We start from the raw sequence: 16,299 nt of genomic DNA, 5'->3' as shown, positions 1-16,299 counted from the left end.
ACGCAAGTGTGTCGCAATGGGGATCAGAAGGGGGCCAAGACGGCAGGAAGTGCTTTGTTTGCAACAGAATCTTTTTGTGCGCGGGTGGCATGAGATTTGCTATCTTAGTCAGTGAATTGATGGAGTACCCTTAAAAACCTGCCCTCTGTTGCAACTTTCCAAGTGGAAGAAGCGAGCGCATCCGAAAAGGCTTGCGTGCTTGCGGGAGTCGGGATCGGGAATCAAAAAACCGCTCACTCATCCGTTTGACGGTTACGACAGAGGGGATTTTTATTTTTGGGGGCAGTTCAGAAGCATCAATTTATTTGGCCGTTTGATTGCTTAAGTAAAAGTTAAGCCGAGCAGAAATCACGAAACGAGTCGGCCGTTTCAGGATCTTTCTAACTACGTTTTCTCTACAGTCGGAGTACCAGCAGCGCAGGAAGCTGTCGGACGAAGGAATGAATTAGGACGCGGGCCTTTGTTCGGCAAGATGGCGGGAACCGTTACGCTACCTGCAGCAGGCGCACCGATTGTTGCCCCAGCAGAACCGAGGGCGGACTGCATCGGAGGAGGTCTTGCGAAACCCACCCACCCGAATCCGATGCAGTCTATCTAACGATCCGCCCAACGGTACCTGATGCCGAAGAAATTCGGCAAACTGAATCAACACAATAGCTTACCACGCCAGAGTCGCTGTGCGGGGTGCCTCTTCCGGGTTCGGAAGATAGACAGTTTTGCATTTTTCACACCGATACACTTCAGCACTCTCCCCAAAAACACTTTTGTCATAACCAAACCAACGCTTGAGATGCCCGGCGCAGATCTTGCCTTTGTCGTTTTTTTCGTTACAAGCCCGCTGGCGCAGGACACGAATCTTGGTGAGGGTAGTGGGCTCCAAAGCACCATTTTAACTGAGTTTCGAGTGAGTCAGGACGACACAGGTACGAGTCAATTTGCCACAGACCGCTTACCTCGAGAGAGCCTCCACACTGTGCGAAAGATTCACAGTGTCCGAGGCGGGGCGGCTGCCCGCTTGCGGCAGTTCATCCCACTTCCTGATATCATTTGCATCTGGAAAAGGAGCGAAATTTAACAATGTCCCAGGATCGTAGAACATTTTTTATGGGCGCCGCCGCCGCACTTTCGGCAACGCAAGTGTGGGGCGCCAATGACAGGATCAATGTCGCCATTGTTGGGCTGGGTGGACGCGGCAGTGCGCATCTCAATATCTATTCCAAGCTTCCCGAGGCGCGGGTAGCCGGCCTGTGCGACGTGAACCAGGCGGCTCGTGAGCGGTCGCAGGCCACTCTGCTGCGGAATACCGGGGAGAAGGCAAAAGAGTTCGCCGATATGCGCGAAGTTTTTGCCGATAAGAGCATCGAAGCCGTCTCCATCGCCACCCCAAACCACTGGCATGCGCTGTCTGCCATCTGGGCAATGAAGGCCGGTAAGGACGTCTATGGCGAAAAGCCTGCCTGCTACAACGTCTATGAAGGCCTGAAGATGATTGATACGCTGCACAGCACCAAGCGCATCATGCAGGTGGGTTCGCAGCATCGCAGCACGCCGTTCAAGATGAAGGCAATTGAGGCCATCCAGGGCGGCTTGATTGGCAAGGTGTATGCCGCCAAGGGCCTTTGCTACAAGCGCCGCGCCTCGATCGGGCACAAGGCAGACGAGCCGACGCCTCCGGGTCTCGATTGGGACATGTTCCTCGGGCCCGCGCCGATGCGTCCTTATAATGAGCTTCGCTTCCGCTACAACTGGCACTGGTTCTGGGACACCGGCAATGGCGACATCGGCAACCAGGGAGTCCACGAACTCGGCATCGCGCGCTGGGGCATGGGAGATCCGGGATATCCGAAGTCTGCCTTCTCGCAAGGCGGCAAGTACGCCTACGACGACGATCAGGAAACGCCGAACACGCTGCTGTCGAGCTTCGACTTTGGCGGGCGGGAGCTTGTGTTTGAAGTCCGTGGCCTGCTCACGAATGCAGAGAGCGCTGCAACGCCGCCCAAGCGCAACCCGGGCCCGAATGCCCCGGCACCCACCGCAACCGCACCGAAAACCAGCGCGCCGTTGAATGTCATGACGGGCGACTTCTTCTACGGCACCGAAGGCTGGGCCGCGATGAGCGACAACGGCTTCCAGGCCTTCAAGGGCGAAAGCAACGAAATGATCATGGAAGAGCGTCCTGAACGCGGACCGGACACGACGAGCCTACATATGCAGAACTTCCTGGCAGCCTGCCGCTCACGCAATCAGAAGTCCTTGCATGACGGACTCGAGAACGCCGTGCTCAGCGCAAACATGTGCCATCTAGCCAATATCAGCTATCGCGTAGGCCGCAAAATCAACCTCGATGGACCGAAGATTGTGAATGACGCCGAAGCCAGCAAGCTGCTGACCCGCGACTATCGCAAGCCTTATGTGGTCTAGCGCCCGCTAAGCCCAAAGCCCCGGCCCTGTGATGGGGACTGGGGCTTTTTTTATTCTTCGTAGCCGCTCAGTTGCGGGATGGCGTAAGGGGAGCGGTCAGAAAAGATATCGGAAAAGAGCGCCAGCGTCGGCTGGTGGATGTGGGTGTTGGTGGCCAGGAGATGAGGGCTGGTCAACTTGTGGGGCGCGCCCTTCATGTCGGTGACCGTGCCCGATGCCTCTTCGAGAATGAGCTTACCCGCAGCCATGTCCCAAGGGTTCAACTGGAACTCCCAGAAGCCATCGAGGCGGCCGCAGGCGACATAGGCGAGATCGATTGCCGCCGCGCCCGCCCGGCGGACGCCGTGGGTGATCATCGCCAGCTGGTAATAGAAGTGGATGTTGATGTTCTGGTGGCGGCGCTTGCTGGGGAAGCCCGTGGCCCAAAGCGAATCTTCGAGGCGATTCGCCTTCGAGGCCGTAATGCGCTCGCCGTTCAGATATGCGCCGCTTGATTTCTCGGCCTGGAACATCTCGTCGCGCGTGCCGTCGTAGATGACGCCCGCGATCAGCTTTCCGTCTTTCTCTAAGGCAAGCGTCGTGTTGTAGACCGGAAAGCCGTGCGCAAAATTCGTCGTGCCGTCGAGCGGATCGACATACCAGACATAGCCGGATTTCGATTCGGTATTGTTGCCTTCCTCGGCAATGATGGCGTGGGTGGGGAAGGCTTTGCGGAGCCGGGCGGTGATATAGAGTTCGCTTGCACGATCGGCGCGGGTGACCAGATCGGATTCGCCCTTCAGTTCATAACCGATGCCTTCGCGGCGGAGGTCTTCGATAATGACAGAAGCTTCCCGGGCAATGGTGGCGGCGGTTTCAACGTAGGATGACATGCGTTACTGCTTTTCTTCCCAGAGATACTTGACGTCTTTCTTGTAGAGAAAAAGGCTGTGCGAACCAGGCTGCGAGATGCGGAGCATCTGGGCATCGAAGATCTCCAGCTCTCCCCGGAGCACTTCCTGCGTGTGCAGCTTGATCGCAATTGGTGTCTTGGACGCAGCAAGATGACGGAGGTACTTGTCTTCTGCCAGTGTGAGGATGGGCGCTTTGGTCTTCGGTTTGGACATCAGCTAGAGGGTCTCTTCATAGTAGCCAGTGCGTGCGGAGACCCGCAAACCGGGAGGACGCATCCGGACCTCGAGACGGTGGAACTTATCCTTCGTAGGGGACAGATTCCGCGGGTAATAGGCAAGCAGATACTGAGTGCGGAGGTCGCGCAGAATCGCATCGAAACTCTCGCCAAGCTTTGCGTAAGTGGTGGGCTGGAGCACGCGGCCGCCGGTGCGCTCGGCCATCAGTTGCAGCGCGTTCTCGCCGCCCTGGTTGCGCCCGGCATTGTTCAGGATTGGCGTGACGAGAATCGCATACAAAGAGGCCTGCGCCCGCTGCGCGGCCAGCATCGCGTCGTTGAATTTGAGGCGGCTCGCCGTGTCGCCTCCATCGGTGACGCAGATCATGACCTTACGGCCTTCCCTGCCCTCCAGTTCTTCACCGGCCAGATAGACGGCGTCATAGAGCGCAGTGCCGGAGCCGGTGCGGACGTCGCGCATCGCGTTCTCGAGACGGCGGATGCGGCGGGTGAAGCCAGCAACCAGGTCGACAGCATGATTGAAGGTGATCAGCGCGATGATGTCGTCGGGGTTGCCTTCATTGATCAGCGAGCGGGCAAAGCCAAGCGAAGATTCTGTCTCGTAGCGCAAGTCCTTGGCGACGCTTGCGCTGATGTCGAGCAGCACAGCGACATTGAGCGGCTGGTTGGTGGAACGTTCAAAGATCGAGATCTGTTGGGGCACGCCGTTATCGAAAATCTCGAAATCTTCTTTGCTGAGCCCGCCCACCAGTTGATTGCTTTGATCCTTGACGTTGGCCAAAACGCGGATGAGTTGGACCTCCACCCGGATGGTGGGCGAATCCTGCGCGCCAAGGGCCAGGGGCACTGCGAGCAGGGATCGGCGGGTCATTGCTGTTGGGACGCGCCAGCGGGGACAATCGATTCATCCCATTCGCCATCAACCCAGACCTCCCCATCCGCGAAGAATTCCTTCTTCCAAATGGGCACCGTTTTCTTCAACCGATTGATGCCGTCGCGGGCCGCCTCAAAACTGGGACCGCGATGGGGCGCGGCAGCAACAATCAGCACGCTCGCTTCGCCAATCTCCATGCGGCCCAGACGATGGACCATCGCCAGGCGGGAAATCGCGTGCGCATTCGCAATCTCAACTCCGATTTGCTCCATCATACGGATCGCCATCGCTTCATAGCACTCATATTCGAGATAGCGAGTGGGACGGCCTTTGGTGTTGTTGCGCACGACGCCTTCAAAGCTGCACAGCGCTCCATCGATGCCTTGTAACACCTCCCGTCCGATGGCTGCTGTATCGATCACACTCCTGGTGAGCGCAAAGATATGGCCTTCGGGAGTCACCCGGCGTTGGGTGTAGGCCGTGCCGCCGCTCACCGGCGGCAGAAAGGCAATCTCGTCGCCATCGGCAAGGAAGTCGCCCGGCTGGGCAAACTGCTGGTTGCGGGCGAGGGCGATCGATTGCGCCAGACCGCTGAGGCGGGGAAAGCGCGCCACATAATGAGAAAACACGGTTTCGACCGTGGAGCCTTCGGGAAAGTGGACGGTGTCTTCGCTGAGCTGCGAGAAGTCTTTAAGCTGACCGAAGAAAAGGACGCGGATTTGCATCTAGAGATAGCGTAGCGGACTATCCTGAGCAATTGGGCCTGTCCGGGTCTGGGGAAGGAATCCCAATAGCGGACAATGCAAATTGGACCAGCAGCTTGGAAAACCGGGAAACGTGGGGGAATTCGCAGAATGATCGATCGGAAAGTGAATTGCTTCCGTCTTCATGGAAGTAGTAGTTCAGAATGAACCCAGGTCCCACTCAGCCGCGAATCTTAATCTGTGATGACCAAATGGAGGTTCGCGAGGCGCTACGCCTGCTCTTGAAGTCAAACGGATACCTGGTGGAGACCTTCGACTCGCCCCAGGCGCTGGAGAAGGCTGCCACTCAGAAAGCCGCCGCCGTCATCCTACTGGACATGAATTACACCCGCGACACCACCAGCGGGGGCGAAGGGCTCGAATTGATTGCCCGTCTGCGAGAGCTGCGCGTGCCCGCCGCGCTGATTGCGATGACGGCCTGGGGCGATGTGAGCCTGGCGGTGGACGCGATGCAACGCGGGGCCAGCGATTTTGTCGAAAAGCCCTGGAGCAATGACCGGCTGTTGCAGATTGTCGCCAAGTGGGTGAGCTCACAACCAGCCGCGCAGCGTGAGATGGCCAGTGCGCGCCGGGTGCAGGAGAGTCTGCTGCCTCGGGGCATGAGAGCGGAGAGAAAGCTCGACTATGCCTGCCGCTTTCTGCCCGCACGTGAGGTGTCGGGCGACTACTATGACTTTTTCGAGAAGCGAGCTGGGCATTTTGGCTTCGTTGTCGCCGATGTGAGCGGCAAGGGCGTGCCGGCGGCGCTCCTGATGGCGAATCTGCAGGCGCTGTTCCGCAGCTATGCGTATCGGGACGAGCGTGGTCCGGAGCCGGTCTTGCGCGCCGTCAATGCGCAGTTTCATGAATCGACAACGCCCGAGAGCTTTGCTACCGCCTTCTACGCCGATCTGGACGAAGAGAGCCGGCAACTGCACTTTGTCAATTGCGGGCATCCCGCCGCGTGGCTGTTGAAAAAGAACGGCGAATTACGCTATCTCGAATCGGGTGCGATGGTGCTGGGCGCCTTTGCCAACTGGCAGGCACAAGCCCATACGGTGCAACTGGACAGCGGAGACCGCCTGTTGGTGTATTCTGATGGGGCCGTCGAGGCCCAGAGTGCCTGGGGCGAAGAGTTTGGGGAAGCACGATTGCTCCAACTCTTTGAAGACACCTCTCATTTGGCGCCCGGAGAAGCGCTGCCTACGATCGAGGCAGCGATCCAGCAACACTCGGGGATCTCGCTTTTTGACGACTGCACCCTATTCATGGCAAGCCTCCGATAGAATACTCGGCTAAAATACAAAGAACTCATGACTAAAACGAGCAACCCCGCAGAGCTTGCGGCGATCGCGAAAACTGTGCGCCGGCACATTATCGAAATGATCACCGCGGCCAAGAGCGGGCATCCAGGCGGGAGCCTTTCCGCGACCGAAATTGTGACCACTCTCTTCTTCGACGTGATGAAACACGACCCGCAGAACCCGAGTTGGGCGGAGCGCGACCGCTTCCTGATGGGAAAGGGCCATGCCTGCCCAGTGCTGTATTCCGTGATGGCACAATGCGGCTATACGCCCGTAGACAAGCTGAATACTTTCCGCCACCTGGGATCGATTTACCAGGGCCACCCCGACGTCCGGTTCATTCCGGCGCTTGAAGCCTCCACCGGCTCTCTCGGCCAGGCGCTGAGCGTCGGCCTGGGCATGGCGATCGCGGCTAAGCTGGACAAGTCCCCGTCGCGCACCTTTGTGGTGCTGGGCGATGGCGAGATCCAGGAAGGCCAGATCTGGGAAGCGGCGATGGCTGCGGCCTTCCACAAGGCAGACAACCTGGTCGCCATTGTCGACTGGAACAAGATCCAGCTCGATGGCTTCGTGCAGGACATCATGCCGCTCGAACCGCTGGTAGAGAAGTGGAAGAGCTTTGGCTGGCACGTCATTGAGATCGACGGCCACAACATCGAAGCGCTGCAGAAGGCTTTTGCCGAGGCGGAATCCGCCAAGGGCGTGCCTTCCGTCATCCTGGCCAATACGATCAAGGGCAAGGGCGTCTCGTTCATGGAAAACAATCCGAAGTGGCACGGCACCGCGCCGTCCAAGGAAGAATCCGCACTCGCATTGAAGGAGCTTGCCTAAATGGCCATCTCGACGAAGTACGAATTGAAACTGGGCGCGGCAACGCGCGAAGCGTTTGGCCGTACGCTGGCAGAATTAGGCAACAAGAACAAGAACGTTGTCGTTTGCGACGCGGATCTTTCGAAATCCACCTACACGGTGTTCTTCCAGAAGGAACACCCGGACCGCTTCATTGAATGCGGCATTGCTGAAGCGAACATGGTGGCCATTGGATCGGGACTGGCAGCCGCCGGCAAGATTCCGTTTGTCTCCAGCTTCTCTGCTTTTGTGATCAACAAGGGCTTTGAGCAGTTGCGCGTCACCGCCGCCTACCCGAATGTGAACCTGAAAGTGGTTGGCACGCATAGCGGCATTTCGATTGGCGAAGACGGCCCGTCGCAGATGTCGATCGAGGATCTGAGCCTCGCCTGCAACCTTCCCGGATTCACGGTGCTGGCGCCTGCCGACGAAGTTTCAATGGCAGCCTGCATTCACCTGGCCGCGGAGACCTTCGGGCCTTTCTTTGTGCGGGCCGGCCGCGCCAAGGCAGCGATTGTCTATGAGCCGGGCACCAAGTTCCATGTCGGCGGCAGCCACCAGTTGATCGACGGCAAGGACATCGCGATCTTCGCAAACGGTCTGTTAGTCGCCGAGGCGATCAAGGCGGCAGAACAGTTGGATGCGATTGGCATTTCTGCCCGCGTCATCGATCTGTACAGCATCAAGCCGATCGACCGCGAAGCCATCACCAAGGCAGCCGAGGAGTGCGGCGCGATCGTTGTCGCCGAAGAGCACCTGAAGGATACGGGCATTGGAACCCGTGTCGCCCAGGTGGTTGTCGAAACGGCGCCTTGTGTCATGGAATTTGTCGGCCTCACCAATTATGCCGAGAGCGGTACGCCGGAGGCTGTACTCGAGAAGTACGGCATGACGGCGTCTGTGATCGTCACCGCAGCCAAGAAGGCACTCGCCCGCAAGAAGAAGTAAGCATGCCGAGGCAGGCGGCATTCGAAGAATTGCTGGCAAGGCATGAGGAGTTGACCCGGCGCTTCGCGCAGTTGTTGCATGACGACGCGGGGCAGGTGTTGACTTCGATAGCACTGCAATTGTCTGTTCTAGAGGGTGCCGCCGCTGAGGATGTCAGGGTTTTGCAGGAAACACTGGAGGATTTGCTCGAGCGTTTCCGGCAGGCCCAGGCGGAGTTGGGCGGAGCGGTGGTGGAGAAGAGAGGATTGCTGGCGGGTTTGTCCCAAATGGCCCGCACAAGCAGGAGTCTTGAAGTATACGGCTCTGTTGCGCCGTCCTGGCCCGTGAAGGCCAACCAGGCTGCGTTTCGCATTATCGAGGCCTTGCAGCCCAAACGTGTGACGGTAAACAGGGATAGCGTGGACGCCGATGGCAATATTTCCCCTTATGCAGCGGCAGTGGCGGAAGCAGCTGGCCTGACGCTGAGCCCAGGTGTGCAAGCGAATACAATCAGGATCAAACATGGCAATCAAGGTGTTAATCGTTGACGACCACAAGATCATGCGAGATGGCATCAAGGCGATCTTGAAGGCCGCCTCGGACATTGAGGTTGTGGGCGAGACGGATTCGGGCGTGGATGCAGTGCAGATGGTACGCAAGCTGCGGCCCGATGTGGTGCTGATGGATATCAATCTCCAGGGCATGAGCGGCATCGAGGCGACCATCGAGATGTTGCGCTACAACCCGGACACCCGGGTGATGATGCTTTCGATGTATGACGATGAGCATTCGGTCATCAGTGCGGTGAAGGCCGGCGCACGCGGCTTTGTCTTGAAGCGGGCCTCCGACGGGGATCTTGTGCAGGCCTTGCGGACCGTGGCCCAGGGCGGGTCCTATTTGAGCCCGCGCGTCTCAGACCGCCTGCTCGATCGCATCCAGAAAGGCACCGTACACGAGAGCACACAAGCGGCGCCACTGGCCGATTTGTCGCCCCGAGAGATCCAGGTGTTGCGGTTGGTGGCCGAGGGAAAGACAAGCAAAGAAATCGCCGTCATGCTCGACTTGAGCGTGCAGACCATCCGGTCTTATCGCAAGGCGATGATGAAAAAGTTAAATCTGAACAATGTTGCAGGACTGACGCAACTGGCGCTGGCAACCGGGCTGACGCGGCCGCAGACTTTTCTGCAACCCGGCGAAATATCCTAGGAGAGTTTCGCCCCGCGCGTTCCACTTCTGTTCCGTATGCGAGTTGTACTCCGTGTGCGGCCAATGCAAGTTTGGGCAGGCCGGCTCTCTCCCCGCAGCAGTCCCGCGCTTTCTCCAGAAGAGAAATTCCGTAGGCTGGTCAACGCTGCTCTCGGGACGCCCTATTATTCGAAGCCCCATCGAGCGGCGGCGCTACTCGGGGCCGGAACGCTGCACGAAGTTGGAATCACGCCCTTACGCGATGTGCTCGATACGCCGGCACAGTTCGAGAATCCGAAGAAGCATCGCCGCAGGCCGGAGTTTCATGCGCCCCTCGAATCGAAAGAACTGGCCGTGGGCGGCGTAAAACTCGCCCTCCCGCGCGGAGGACGCGAGATCCGGAATCAGGATCTCCCCACCCTGGACGGGAGCGGGATCGGAATGCTGGCAGCGCCCCCACCGATGCTCCGGCGGCTGTGTGCACTGGTCGAGGACGGCTCGGTCTCCCTGCCCTGCCTCTCGGAGGCGGTAGTGGCCCTAGGAAGCGTCGTCGAGGGTGGGATGCTCTCCGGGGAGCGCGACATGCTCTGGCGCTGCCTGGGCGTGCCTGTGTTCGAGCAGTGGCTCGGGTTGGAGGGAGAGTTGTTGGCCTGGGAATGTGAGAGCCATCGAGGAATGCATCTGAATCGTTCCAGTGTCGAGTTGGAAGAGGTCGGTGGCGAGTGGGTGGTCACCAGTTGGGAGGCGCTGCGCATACCGGTACTGCGGATGGCGACCGGCTGGCGGGGCTCGATCCAGCATGGGAAATGTATCTGCGGAGAGGACTCCGCATTGCTATTGCGGGGAACAGCCGTCGAGGAGATGGCCATGGCTGCGGGAGCGGCCTAGTTTCACAAGCGGCTGCACGAATGGCCTGGGCGGATCGTCATACTGGGTAGCAGTGGCGGAATTTACTCTCAAGTACGCGGACGCGCGCGGGCAGGTGCATCAGATCTCGGCGGTGGCAAGGAATGAGGCCGAGGTACGCGAACGCTTCACGCGCGACGGTTTCCTGGTGTATTCCGTGACGGCAAAGAATGGCGGAGCGGCTCCAGGGGCACGCGGCAAAGGCGTCGATATGGAGAAGTTCCTGATCCTGAATCAGCAGTTTGTCACGCTGATCAAGGCTGGATTGCCGATCCTGAAAGCACTGGACCTGCTTGCCGAACGTCTGACCGATGACAAACTGCGGGGTCCGCTGACAGCAGTCCGCGATGAAGTGCGGACCGGCGCCTTGCTTTCCACAGCCTTCCAGAGCCAGCGGATGTTCCCGCCAATGTACATCACAACGATCATGGCAGGCGAGCGCGCCGGCAGCCTGGCCGAGGTGATGGACCGCTACATCAACTACCAGAAGCTTGCCCTGAGCGTACGCAAGAAGCTGATCACCTCGCTGATCTACCCGGCGCTGTTGTTCTCGATGGTGCTCGCCCTCATCGTCTTCCTGATCACCTTCGTCGTCCCGAAGTTCTCGGAGCTGTACAGTTCTCTGAACGCAGAATTGCCGATGGCCACGAAGATCCTCGTTTCCGTGAGCACGACGGCCAGCAGCTACATTCTGTTTGGCTTTCTGGGGCTGGTGGGGCTGGTGGCAGGCATCTATTTCTGGTCCCGCACCGAGCGCGCCCAGGAGACCATTGACCTGGTCACCATGCGCTTTCCGCTCTTCGGTGAGATCTGGACCAAATTCCAGGTGGCCCAGCTGGCTCGCGTGCTGAGCACCTTGCTGGTGGGCGGCATTCCACTGTTGCAGGCGATTCACACAGCGGGCGAATCAGTGTCGAGCGTGTTGATCCGCAAGGCGCTCGCCCAGGCGAGCCAGTTGGTGCGCGAAGGACAGCCGCTGTCGCACTCGCTAAAGAAGACCGGAATTTTTCCGGATCTCGCCGTGGACATGATGGAAGTGGGCGAATCGACCGGCGCATTGCCGACCATGCTGGGCAGCGTCGCCGAGTTCTATGAAGAAGATGTGCAGAACAAGCTGGCCGCCGTGCTGAGCCTGATCGAACCGGTAATCATGATCTTCATGGGTACCTTTGTCGCCTTCGTGCTGATCGCGCTGTACCTGCCCATCTTCAGCTTGGCCGATAGCTTGAGCTAACACCTTGGACTTTGAGTTCTTTGTCGCGCGGATGAGCCTGTTGACCCATCGGGACATTCGTTTTCCAGCCTTTGGAGCAGCAAATCTGATTCGAGGCCAGTTTGGACGCACTCTCTTTGAGAAGCAGTATGCGCTGTTTGAGCGCCTGTTTGCCCCGCCCCGGCGAAGCGAGGGCCCGAGCGGGCTCGCAGATCCACCGCGCGCCTATGTGCTGCGAACTTCGCAACTCGACGGGAAGAGCTTTCCAGCCGGGACCCCATTGGAGTTCACCGTTCATGTGTTTGATTTGAAACTCGCGGCCGCGTTTGCGGAATTTCCGATGGAGCAATTTCGGCTCAGTCTTTTGCCATCCCGCAGTGTGCAGCGTGTGCGGGTGGATTTTCTCAGTCCGACCGAATTGAAGAATGCGGAACAGCCTGAGTTTGGGCCGCTATTCGCACGCTTGCGGGACCGGGTGAGCACGCTCCGGGCGCTCTATGGAACAGGCGCCCTGGAGATCGACTTTTCGGGGATGGCGGCGCGGGCAGCAGGGGTGCGGCTGCTGGACTGTCAGATTTCCCATGTCGATCGCAGCCGCAGCAGCCGGCGGACGGGACAGGCTCATCCGCTCGGTGGCTTCGTCGGTTCGGCCGTGTATGAAGGCGAGTTGGGAGAGTTTCTGCCGTATCTTGAAGCCGGAAGCTGGACCGGGGTCGGAAGACAGACGGTGTGGGGCAAGGGCGAGATTCGGATTAGCGTCCTCGGAGACGGCTGAGGTCGCGACGGTCGCGCTTGGAAGGCCGGCCTTCCCGCTCCGCCTCAAAGTGCAGCATCGACTTCCGCTCTTCCGCCAACTTGGAGCGGGCCACTTTGCTCTCTTCTGTTTCGGCAAAGAGGGTTTGCGCCACAGAAGCCGGGCCGCGCATTTCGCTCAAGCCCAATACTTCGACGGTCCATTCCCCGGATTCAATCTTGATCCGCAGCAGGTCGCCCACCTTCACCTCGCGCGAAGCCTTTGCAGGCTGCCCATTGCAATCGATCCGGTTGATCTCGCAAGCCTTGACGGCCAGGGCGCGAGTCTTAAAGAATCGGGCGGCCCAGAGCCATTTGTCCATGCGCACACGCGTCATCTCTTCATTTTCCTATGAGATTCAGCGTACCCACCAGGATTCCGAGTGCGATCAGGAGGAGGCTGAGGAAACGCTGTAGTCTCAGTTCGCTCATCCCCCGAGCCAGGCGCAGACCAAAGAAGGTGCCCAGCAGAGTCGCGGCGAGAAAGGCCATAGCGAGTCCGAGCACCGCGTTCCAGTGATCCGGATTCTGCGCCGCACCACTCAGGCCATTGGCAGCGATGACAGGCAATGCTGTGCCCGTAGCGCGCCGCACATCGAGGCCGCCAAAAGCAATGAGCGCCGGCACCAGGAGAAAACCGCCCCCAACCCCGAGCAAGCCTGTCAGAAAGCCAACGCCAGCCCCGGCCAATAGGGAGATCAGGAAGCGCTCCCGGCCCGCAGTCGTTTCGCCGGAGCTCCAAAACAGGCGGATTCCGGAAACGATGACAACCACCGCAAAACTACTCATGAGCACTGTGGAGTCCAACTGCTCCGAGACAAGAGCACCGAAGCGAGTGGCAGGCAGACCGGCAAGTCCAAAATAGACAGCCTGCCGCCAGCGGAGATTGCCTTGCCGCCATTGCAGCAAGGCGCCGATCAAAGACGCGCACCCGACTACGAACTGCGAGACCCCGATGGCCTGTTTGACCGGGAGCCCGGCAACATACACCAGACTGGGAAGAGAGAGAATCGCACCTCCGCTGCCCAGCGCACCGAGACAAATTCCAATCAACACACCCAACGGATAGATGGCGAAATGCTCAAACACTGGGTTTAGGATGCAATGCAAAATGCGCCCAGGCTGTCCACCCGGGCGCATTTTGCATTCTCATGATTGAGATTCTGATCGATGTTGTGTTTAGTTTTCTGGGGAGTATGCTGAGGGCGCAGCATCGCTAGCCACAACGGAGCTGGAAGCAACCGGAGCGGGATTGGAAGCAAAGTAGCGACCTTCATTCAACTTGCGGAACAAGTTGCCGGCAACACCACTCGCCACCGGACCGCTCACCAGCTTGCCGCCAGTAAGCAGGACCACAACAACAAGCTTGCGATCCCCAACCTCATTGAAGCTGCCAAACCAGCCAAGATGGGTCTTGTGATCGAAGTGCGTGCAAGTACCCGTCTTGCCGAAGATCGGCTCATGTTCTTCATAACCAGCGCGGCGGGCAGAGCCGAAGTTGATCGCACCTTGCATACCGGGACGAATCTCTTCGATCACAGGAGCGAACTTCTCTAAGCGGCGGCGCACCTGCGGGACAAAGTTCTCGATCTCCGCCTGGCTGCGCGGATATTGGAGGTAGTACATCGTGCCCCCATTGGCGACCGTTGTCAGAATTGAAGCCAATTGCAGGGGGGTGAGGGCAATGCCATCGCCAAAGCTGGTCATCATGCCAATGCCGCTCGAGACTTCTTTGTCGGGCCAGATCCCAGGCTGCTCCCCAGGAATATTGAGACCGGCGGTTTCGCCAAAGCCGAGGAGCTTCGCGTAACGCGAAATCGTTTCGTAGCCGAGCTTCTTCCCGATGGAGGCGAAATAAGGATTGTTGCTGCGAGCGAGCGCTTCGGTCATATCCATGCCGCCACGGCCACCGACGCGGAGCACCTTATCCCGCGTGTACTCGCCTTCCATCACACCAGCAACGCTGGCCAGAATCTTGACTGTCGAGCAGGGCTGGAAGCCATTCTGCAGAGCAAGCTTCTGATTGACCATGCTCAGAATGCGGCCCGAGGAGGGTTCCACCACCACGACGGAACCGTTCATTCCATTCAATGCTTCGACGGCTGCACGACGGATCGTGAGGTCTTCTCCATCAATGACATCGCCTTCGGTGGAGTCCGCAAAATTAGGAACCGTCCAGAATCCAGCGTAAGGATTCGTACGCTGCCGGTAGCGAGAAGCTGGAGCTTTCTTTGTAGAGGCCTTTGTGAAAGAAGCCTTTCTCAGGGGGACGTCTTTTGACGCCGTTCTCGATGCGCTCGTAGAACGAGCTTTCTTCACTGAAGTCTTTGCTACACCTGTCTTGGATGTAGCATTGGTTCGCTTCGCTATCGTCTTCTTCGCGACTGCAGCCTCGGTAACACGAGGCGAGGCAGCGATTATGATTGCCAGCAGTGCAGAAAATACAACTCTGTAAGAGACCATGCCGTCCTTATTCAGACCTATCGGCGGATTGGGAGAAAACAATACCGCAGGTCTGCTGCTTTTTGAATTGATCGCCGTCACACAGGGACAGCTGTGCCCGACATCCAACCTTAACAAAAGATTAGTGCTTAACGCAATCTATGAGATTCCATAGACAGTGTCAAGCATTTTTTACACACCGAGTCCAAGTGCGATTGGTCCTTTTTTCACGATTCCTTCCATCACCTCGGCGAAGGTGTCGACCTCCTCGATCGTTGTGTAGACATTGGGCGTAACGCGCAAACCGCTGTACTCCGCGCCGGTGACAATTGGAACCACCATGATCTTGTGCTTTTCCATCAAGTATTCCGCAAGCTTCGGCATACTGAAGCCGGCGAAGCCGACAGTGCCGATCGCACAGCTCATTTCCGGGTCATCGCTTGTGTGCATGGTGACACCGGGCAATCCGCGAAGACGGGCTTGCCAGCGCTTTCGCAGATAGCGGAAACGAGCCGCTTTGCGTTCCGCGCCGATGCTCTCGTGAAAGGTAATCGCCTCCGTGATCGAGTTCCGCTGGCTCGCCGGGTGAGTGCCAATCTCTTCGAACTTGCGGATGTCGTTGTCCATCGCAGGAGGCGCGGCCATCAGAGGCCAAATCTTGCCGATCTTTTCCTTCTTCACATAGAGAAAGCCAGTACCGATGGGAGCGAGGATCCACTTGTGGAGGCTGGTGCCGTAGTAGTCGCAACCCAGATCTTTCTGCTTGAAGGGAAACTGCCCGAAGGCGTGTGCGCCATCGACCACCACTTCAATGCCGCGCGCCTTGGCCATCGCGCAAATCGCCTTCACCGGGAAAATCTGCCCGGTCCGGTTCGTCACATGGCAGATGTGGATGACCTTGGTTTTAGGAGTCACGGCGCGCTCCACTCGCTGTGCCAGGTCGGCCAGCGAGGGGGCAGGAACTGGAAAGGAAATCTGCTTGAGCAGCAATCCGTCACGGCGCTCGCGCTGCTGCCAGGTGGTGATCATGCGGCCGTAATCCTGATTGGTGGTGAGGATCTCGTCGCCCCGCTTCAGGTCCATGCCCATCTGGACGATCTCGAGCGCTTCGCTCGCGTTGCGGGTGATGGCGATCTCTTCCGGATCGACGCCAAAGTTTTGCGCGATACGCCGGCGCACCGTCTCCAGCTCAGGGCCAAGGATCTTCCACATGAAGTGCGCGGGCCCCATGTTCGAAATTTCCAGATAGCGCTTCTCACTCTCCATCACGATCTTCGGTGCTGGGGAAACGCCACCATTGTTGAGGTTGATGATGTTCCGGTCGACGCTGAACATGTGCCGAACCTGGAACCAGAAGTCTTCATCACCAGCCAGGGAGTCGGCTGGTTTGCCACTTTGTGCTGCTAACGCGGCCTCGAGACGGGGAAGGGCGTCGCTCGAGAAAGCTGCTGCGGCCAAGCCGGCAGCGCGAAACAAGTCTCTGCGATCCATGGACAAATGTAGAACGGGGTGAA

Annotated in this window: 18 protein-coding genes; 10 read left to right on the top strand and 8 right to left on the bottom strand. The window is 58.6% G+C overall.

Annotated elements, in window-relative coordinates:
- The first annotated feature begins 1,077 nt into the window (after nt 1-1,077).
- A complete protein-coding gene (locus M017_RS0115630) occupies nt 1,078-2,421 on the top strand; it encodes a Gfo/Idh/MocA family protein (protein ID WP_031499067.1) in 1,344 nt (447 codons plus the stop codon).
- A 50-nt stretch (nt 2,422-2,471) separates the two neighbouring features.
- Here the strand turns inward: M017_RS0115630 and M017_RS0115625 are convergent, their stop codons facing one another.
- Genes M017_RS0115625 through M017_RS0115610 form a run of 4 tightly spaced genes read right to left on the bottom strand, consistent with a single transcriptional unit; the run spans nt 2,472 to nt 5,149 of the window.
- The gene (locus M017_RS0115625; RefSeq protein WP_031499066.1) at nt 2,472-3,293 is read right to left on the bottom strand and encodes an inositol monophosphatase family protein; all 822 of its coding nucleotides are present in this window, start codon (nt 3,291-3,293) and stop codon (nt 2,472-2,474) included.
- A gap of 3 nt (nt 3,294-3,296) precedes the next feature.
- Nucleotides 3,297-3,527: a hypothetical protein gene (locus M017_RS0115620; protein ID WP_031499065.1), complete on the bottom strand. Its 231-nt coding sequence runs from the start codon at nt 3,525-3,527 to the stop codon at nt 3,297-3,299.
- Between the two features lie 3 nt (nt 3,528-3,530).
- On the bottom strand, nt 3,531-4,421 hold the full coding sequence (locus M017_RS0115615; protein WP_031499064.1) for a VWA domain-containing protein: 891 nt from the start codon (nt 4,419-4,421) through the stop codon (nt 3,531-3,533).
- Entirely contained in the window at nt 4,418-5,149 is a 732-nt protein-coding gene (locus M017_RS0115610) for a molybdenum cofactor biosynthesis protein MoaE (protein WP_031499063.1), read from the bottom strand. The genes M017_RS0115615 and M017_RS0115610 overlap by 4 nt, the downstream gene beginning before the upstream one ends.
- 182 nt (nt 5,150-5,331) lie before the next feature.
- Here M017_RS0115610 and M017_RS26745 point away from each other — a divergent pair, with 182 nt between their 5' ends.
- Genes M017_RS26745 through cas6 form a run of 8 tightly spaced genes read left to right on the top strand, consistent with a single transcriptional unit; the run spans nt 5,332 to nt 12,326 of the window.
- Nucleotides 5,332-6,453 (top strand): SpoIIE family protein phosphatase, encoded by a 1,122-nt coding sequence (locus M017_RS26745; RefSeq protein WP_080507824.1) that lies wholly within the window; start codon nt 5,332-5,334, stop codon nt 6,451-6,453.
- Nucleotides 6,454-6,480: 27 nt separating this feature from the next.
- Nucleotides 6,481-7,302: a transketolase gene (locus M017_RS0115600; RefSeq protein WP_031499061.1), complete on the top strand. Its 822-nt coding sequence runs from the start codon at nt 6,481-6,483 to the stop codon at nt 7,300-7,302.
- Nucleotides 7,303-8,268 carry a transketolase family protein gene (locus M017_RS0115595; RefSeq protein ID WP_031499060.1) on the top strand — a complete coding sequence of 322 codons (966 nt, stop codon included), beginning with the start codon at nt 7,303-7,305 and terminating at the stop codon, nt 8,266-8,268.
- Nucleotides 8,269-8,270: 2 nt separating this feature from the next.
- Nucleotides 8,271-8,795: a histidine kinase gene (locus M017_RS0115590; RefSeq protein WP_031499059.1), complete on the top strand. Its 525-nt coding sequence runs from the start codon at nt 8,271-8,273 to the stop codon at nt 8,793-8,795.
- Nucleotides 8,770-9,453, top strand: coding sequence for a response regulator (locus M017_RS0115585; protein WP_031499058.1), 684 nt, complete (start codon nt 8,770-8,772; stop codon nt 9,451-9,453). Before M017_RS0115590 ends, M017_RS0115585 begins: the two co-directional genes overlap by 26 nt.
- Before the next feature lie 36 nt (nt 9,454-9,489).
- Nucleotides 9,490-10,320, top strand: a complete 831-nt coding sequence (locus tag M017_RS0115580) for a hypothetical protein (RefSeq protein ID WP_162179943.1) — start codon at nt 9,490-9,492, stop codon at nt 10,318-10,320.
- Nucleotides 10,321-10,372: 52 nt separating this feature from the next.
- Nucleotides 10,373-11,572 (top strand): type II secretion system F family protein, encoded by a 1,200-nt coding sequence (locus tag M017_RS0115575; RefSeq protein ID WP_031499056.1) that lies wholly within the window; start codon nt 10,373-10,375, stop codon nt 11,570-11,572.
- 4 nt (nt 11,573-11,576) lie between these two features.
- Complete coding sequence (gene cas6 / locus M017_RS27795) at nt 11,577-12,326, top strand: CRISPR system precrRNA processing endoribonuclease RAMP protein Cas6 (RefSeq protein WP_031499055.1); 750 nt, start codon at nt 11,577-11,579, stop codon at nt 12,324-12,326.
- On the opposite strand, the gene M017_RS0115565 is transcribed toward cas6, so the two are convergent.
- From M017_RS0115565 to M017_RS26735, 3 genes are all read right to left on the bottom strand, one after another.
- Nucleotides 12,304-12,681 carry an RNA-binding S4 domain-containing protein gene (locus tag M017_RS0115565; protein ID WP_031499054.1) on the bottom strand — a complete coding sequence of 126 codons (378 nt, stop codon included), beginning with the start codon at nt 12,679-12,681 and terminating at the stop codon, nt 12,304-12,306. The genes cas6 and M017_RS0115565 overlap by 23 nt on opposite strands.
- A 4-nt stretch (nt 12,682-12,685) precedes the next feature.
- Nucleotides 12,686-13,432: a sulfite exporter TauE/SafE family protein gene (locus M017_RS0115560; RefSeq protein WP_051670178.1), complete on the bottom strand. Its 747-nt coding sequence runs from the start codon at nt 13,430-13,432 to the stop codon at nt 12,686-12,688.
- A 90-nt stretch (nt 13,433-13,522) separates the two neighbouring features.
- Complete coding sequence (locus M017_RS26735; protein WP_238325918.1) at nt 13,523-14,425, bottom strand: penicillin-binding transpeptidase domain-containing protein; 903 nt, start codon at nt 14,423-14,425, stop codon at nt 13,523-13,525.
- A gap of 163 nt (nt 14,426-14,588) precedes the next feature.
- Here M017_RS26735 and M017_RS30275 point away from each other — a divergent pair, with 163 nt between their 5' ends.
- Complete coding sequence (locus M017_RS30275) at nt 14,589-14,798, top strand: hypothetical protein (RefSeq protein WP_238325917.1); 210 nt, start codon at nt 14,589-14,591, stop codon at nt 14,796-14,798.
- A gap of 179 nt (nt 14,799-14,977) precedes the next feature.
- Here M017_RS30275 and M017_RS0115550 read toward each other — a convergent pair whose 3' ends face one another.
- Nucleotides 14,978-16,261 carry an aminotransferase class V-fold PLP-dependent enzyme gene (locus M017_RS0115550; RefSeq protein WP_238325916.1) on the bottom strand — a complete coding sequence of 428 codons (1,284 nt, stop codon included), beginning with the start codon at nt 16,259-16,261 and terminating at the stop codon, nt 14,978-14,980.
- Between the last annotated feature and the right edge of the window lie 38 nt (nt 16,262-16,299).

The sequence above is a fragment of the Bryobacter aggregatus MPL3 genome (assembly GCF_000702445.1).
Taxonomy (GTDB): Bacteria; Acidobacteriota; Terriglobia; order Bryobacterales; family Bryobacteraceae; genus Bryobacter; species Bryobacter aggregatus.
The sequence above is the reverse complement of the archived record's forward strand: the minus strand, read 5'-3'. Positions and strand labels throughout refer to the sequence as shown.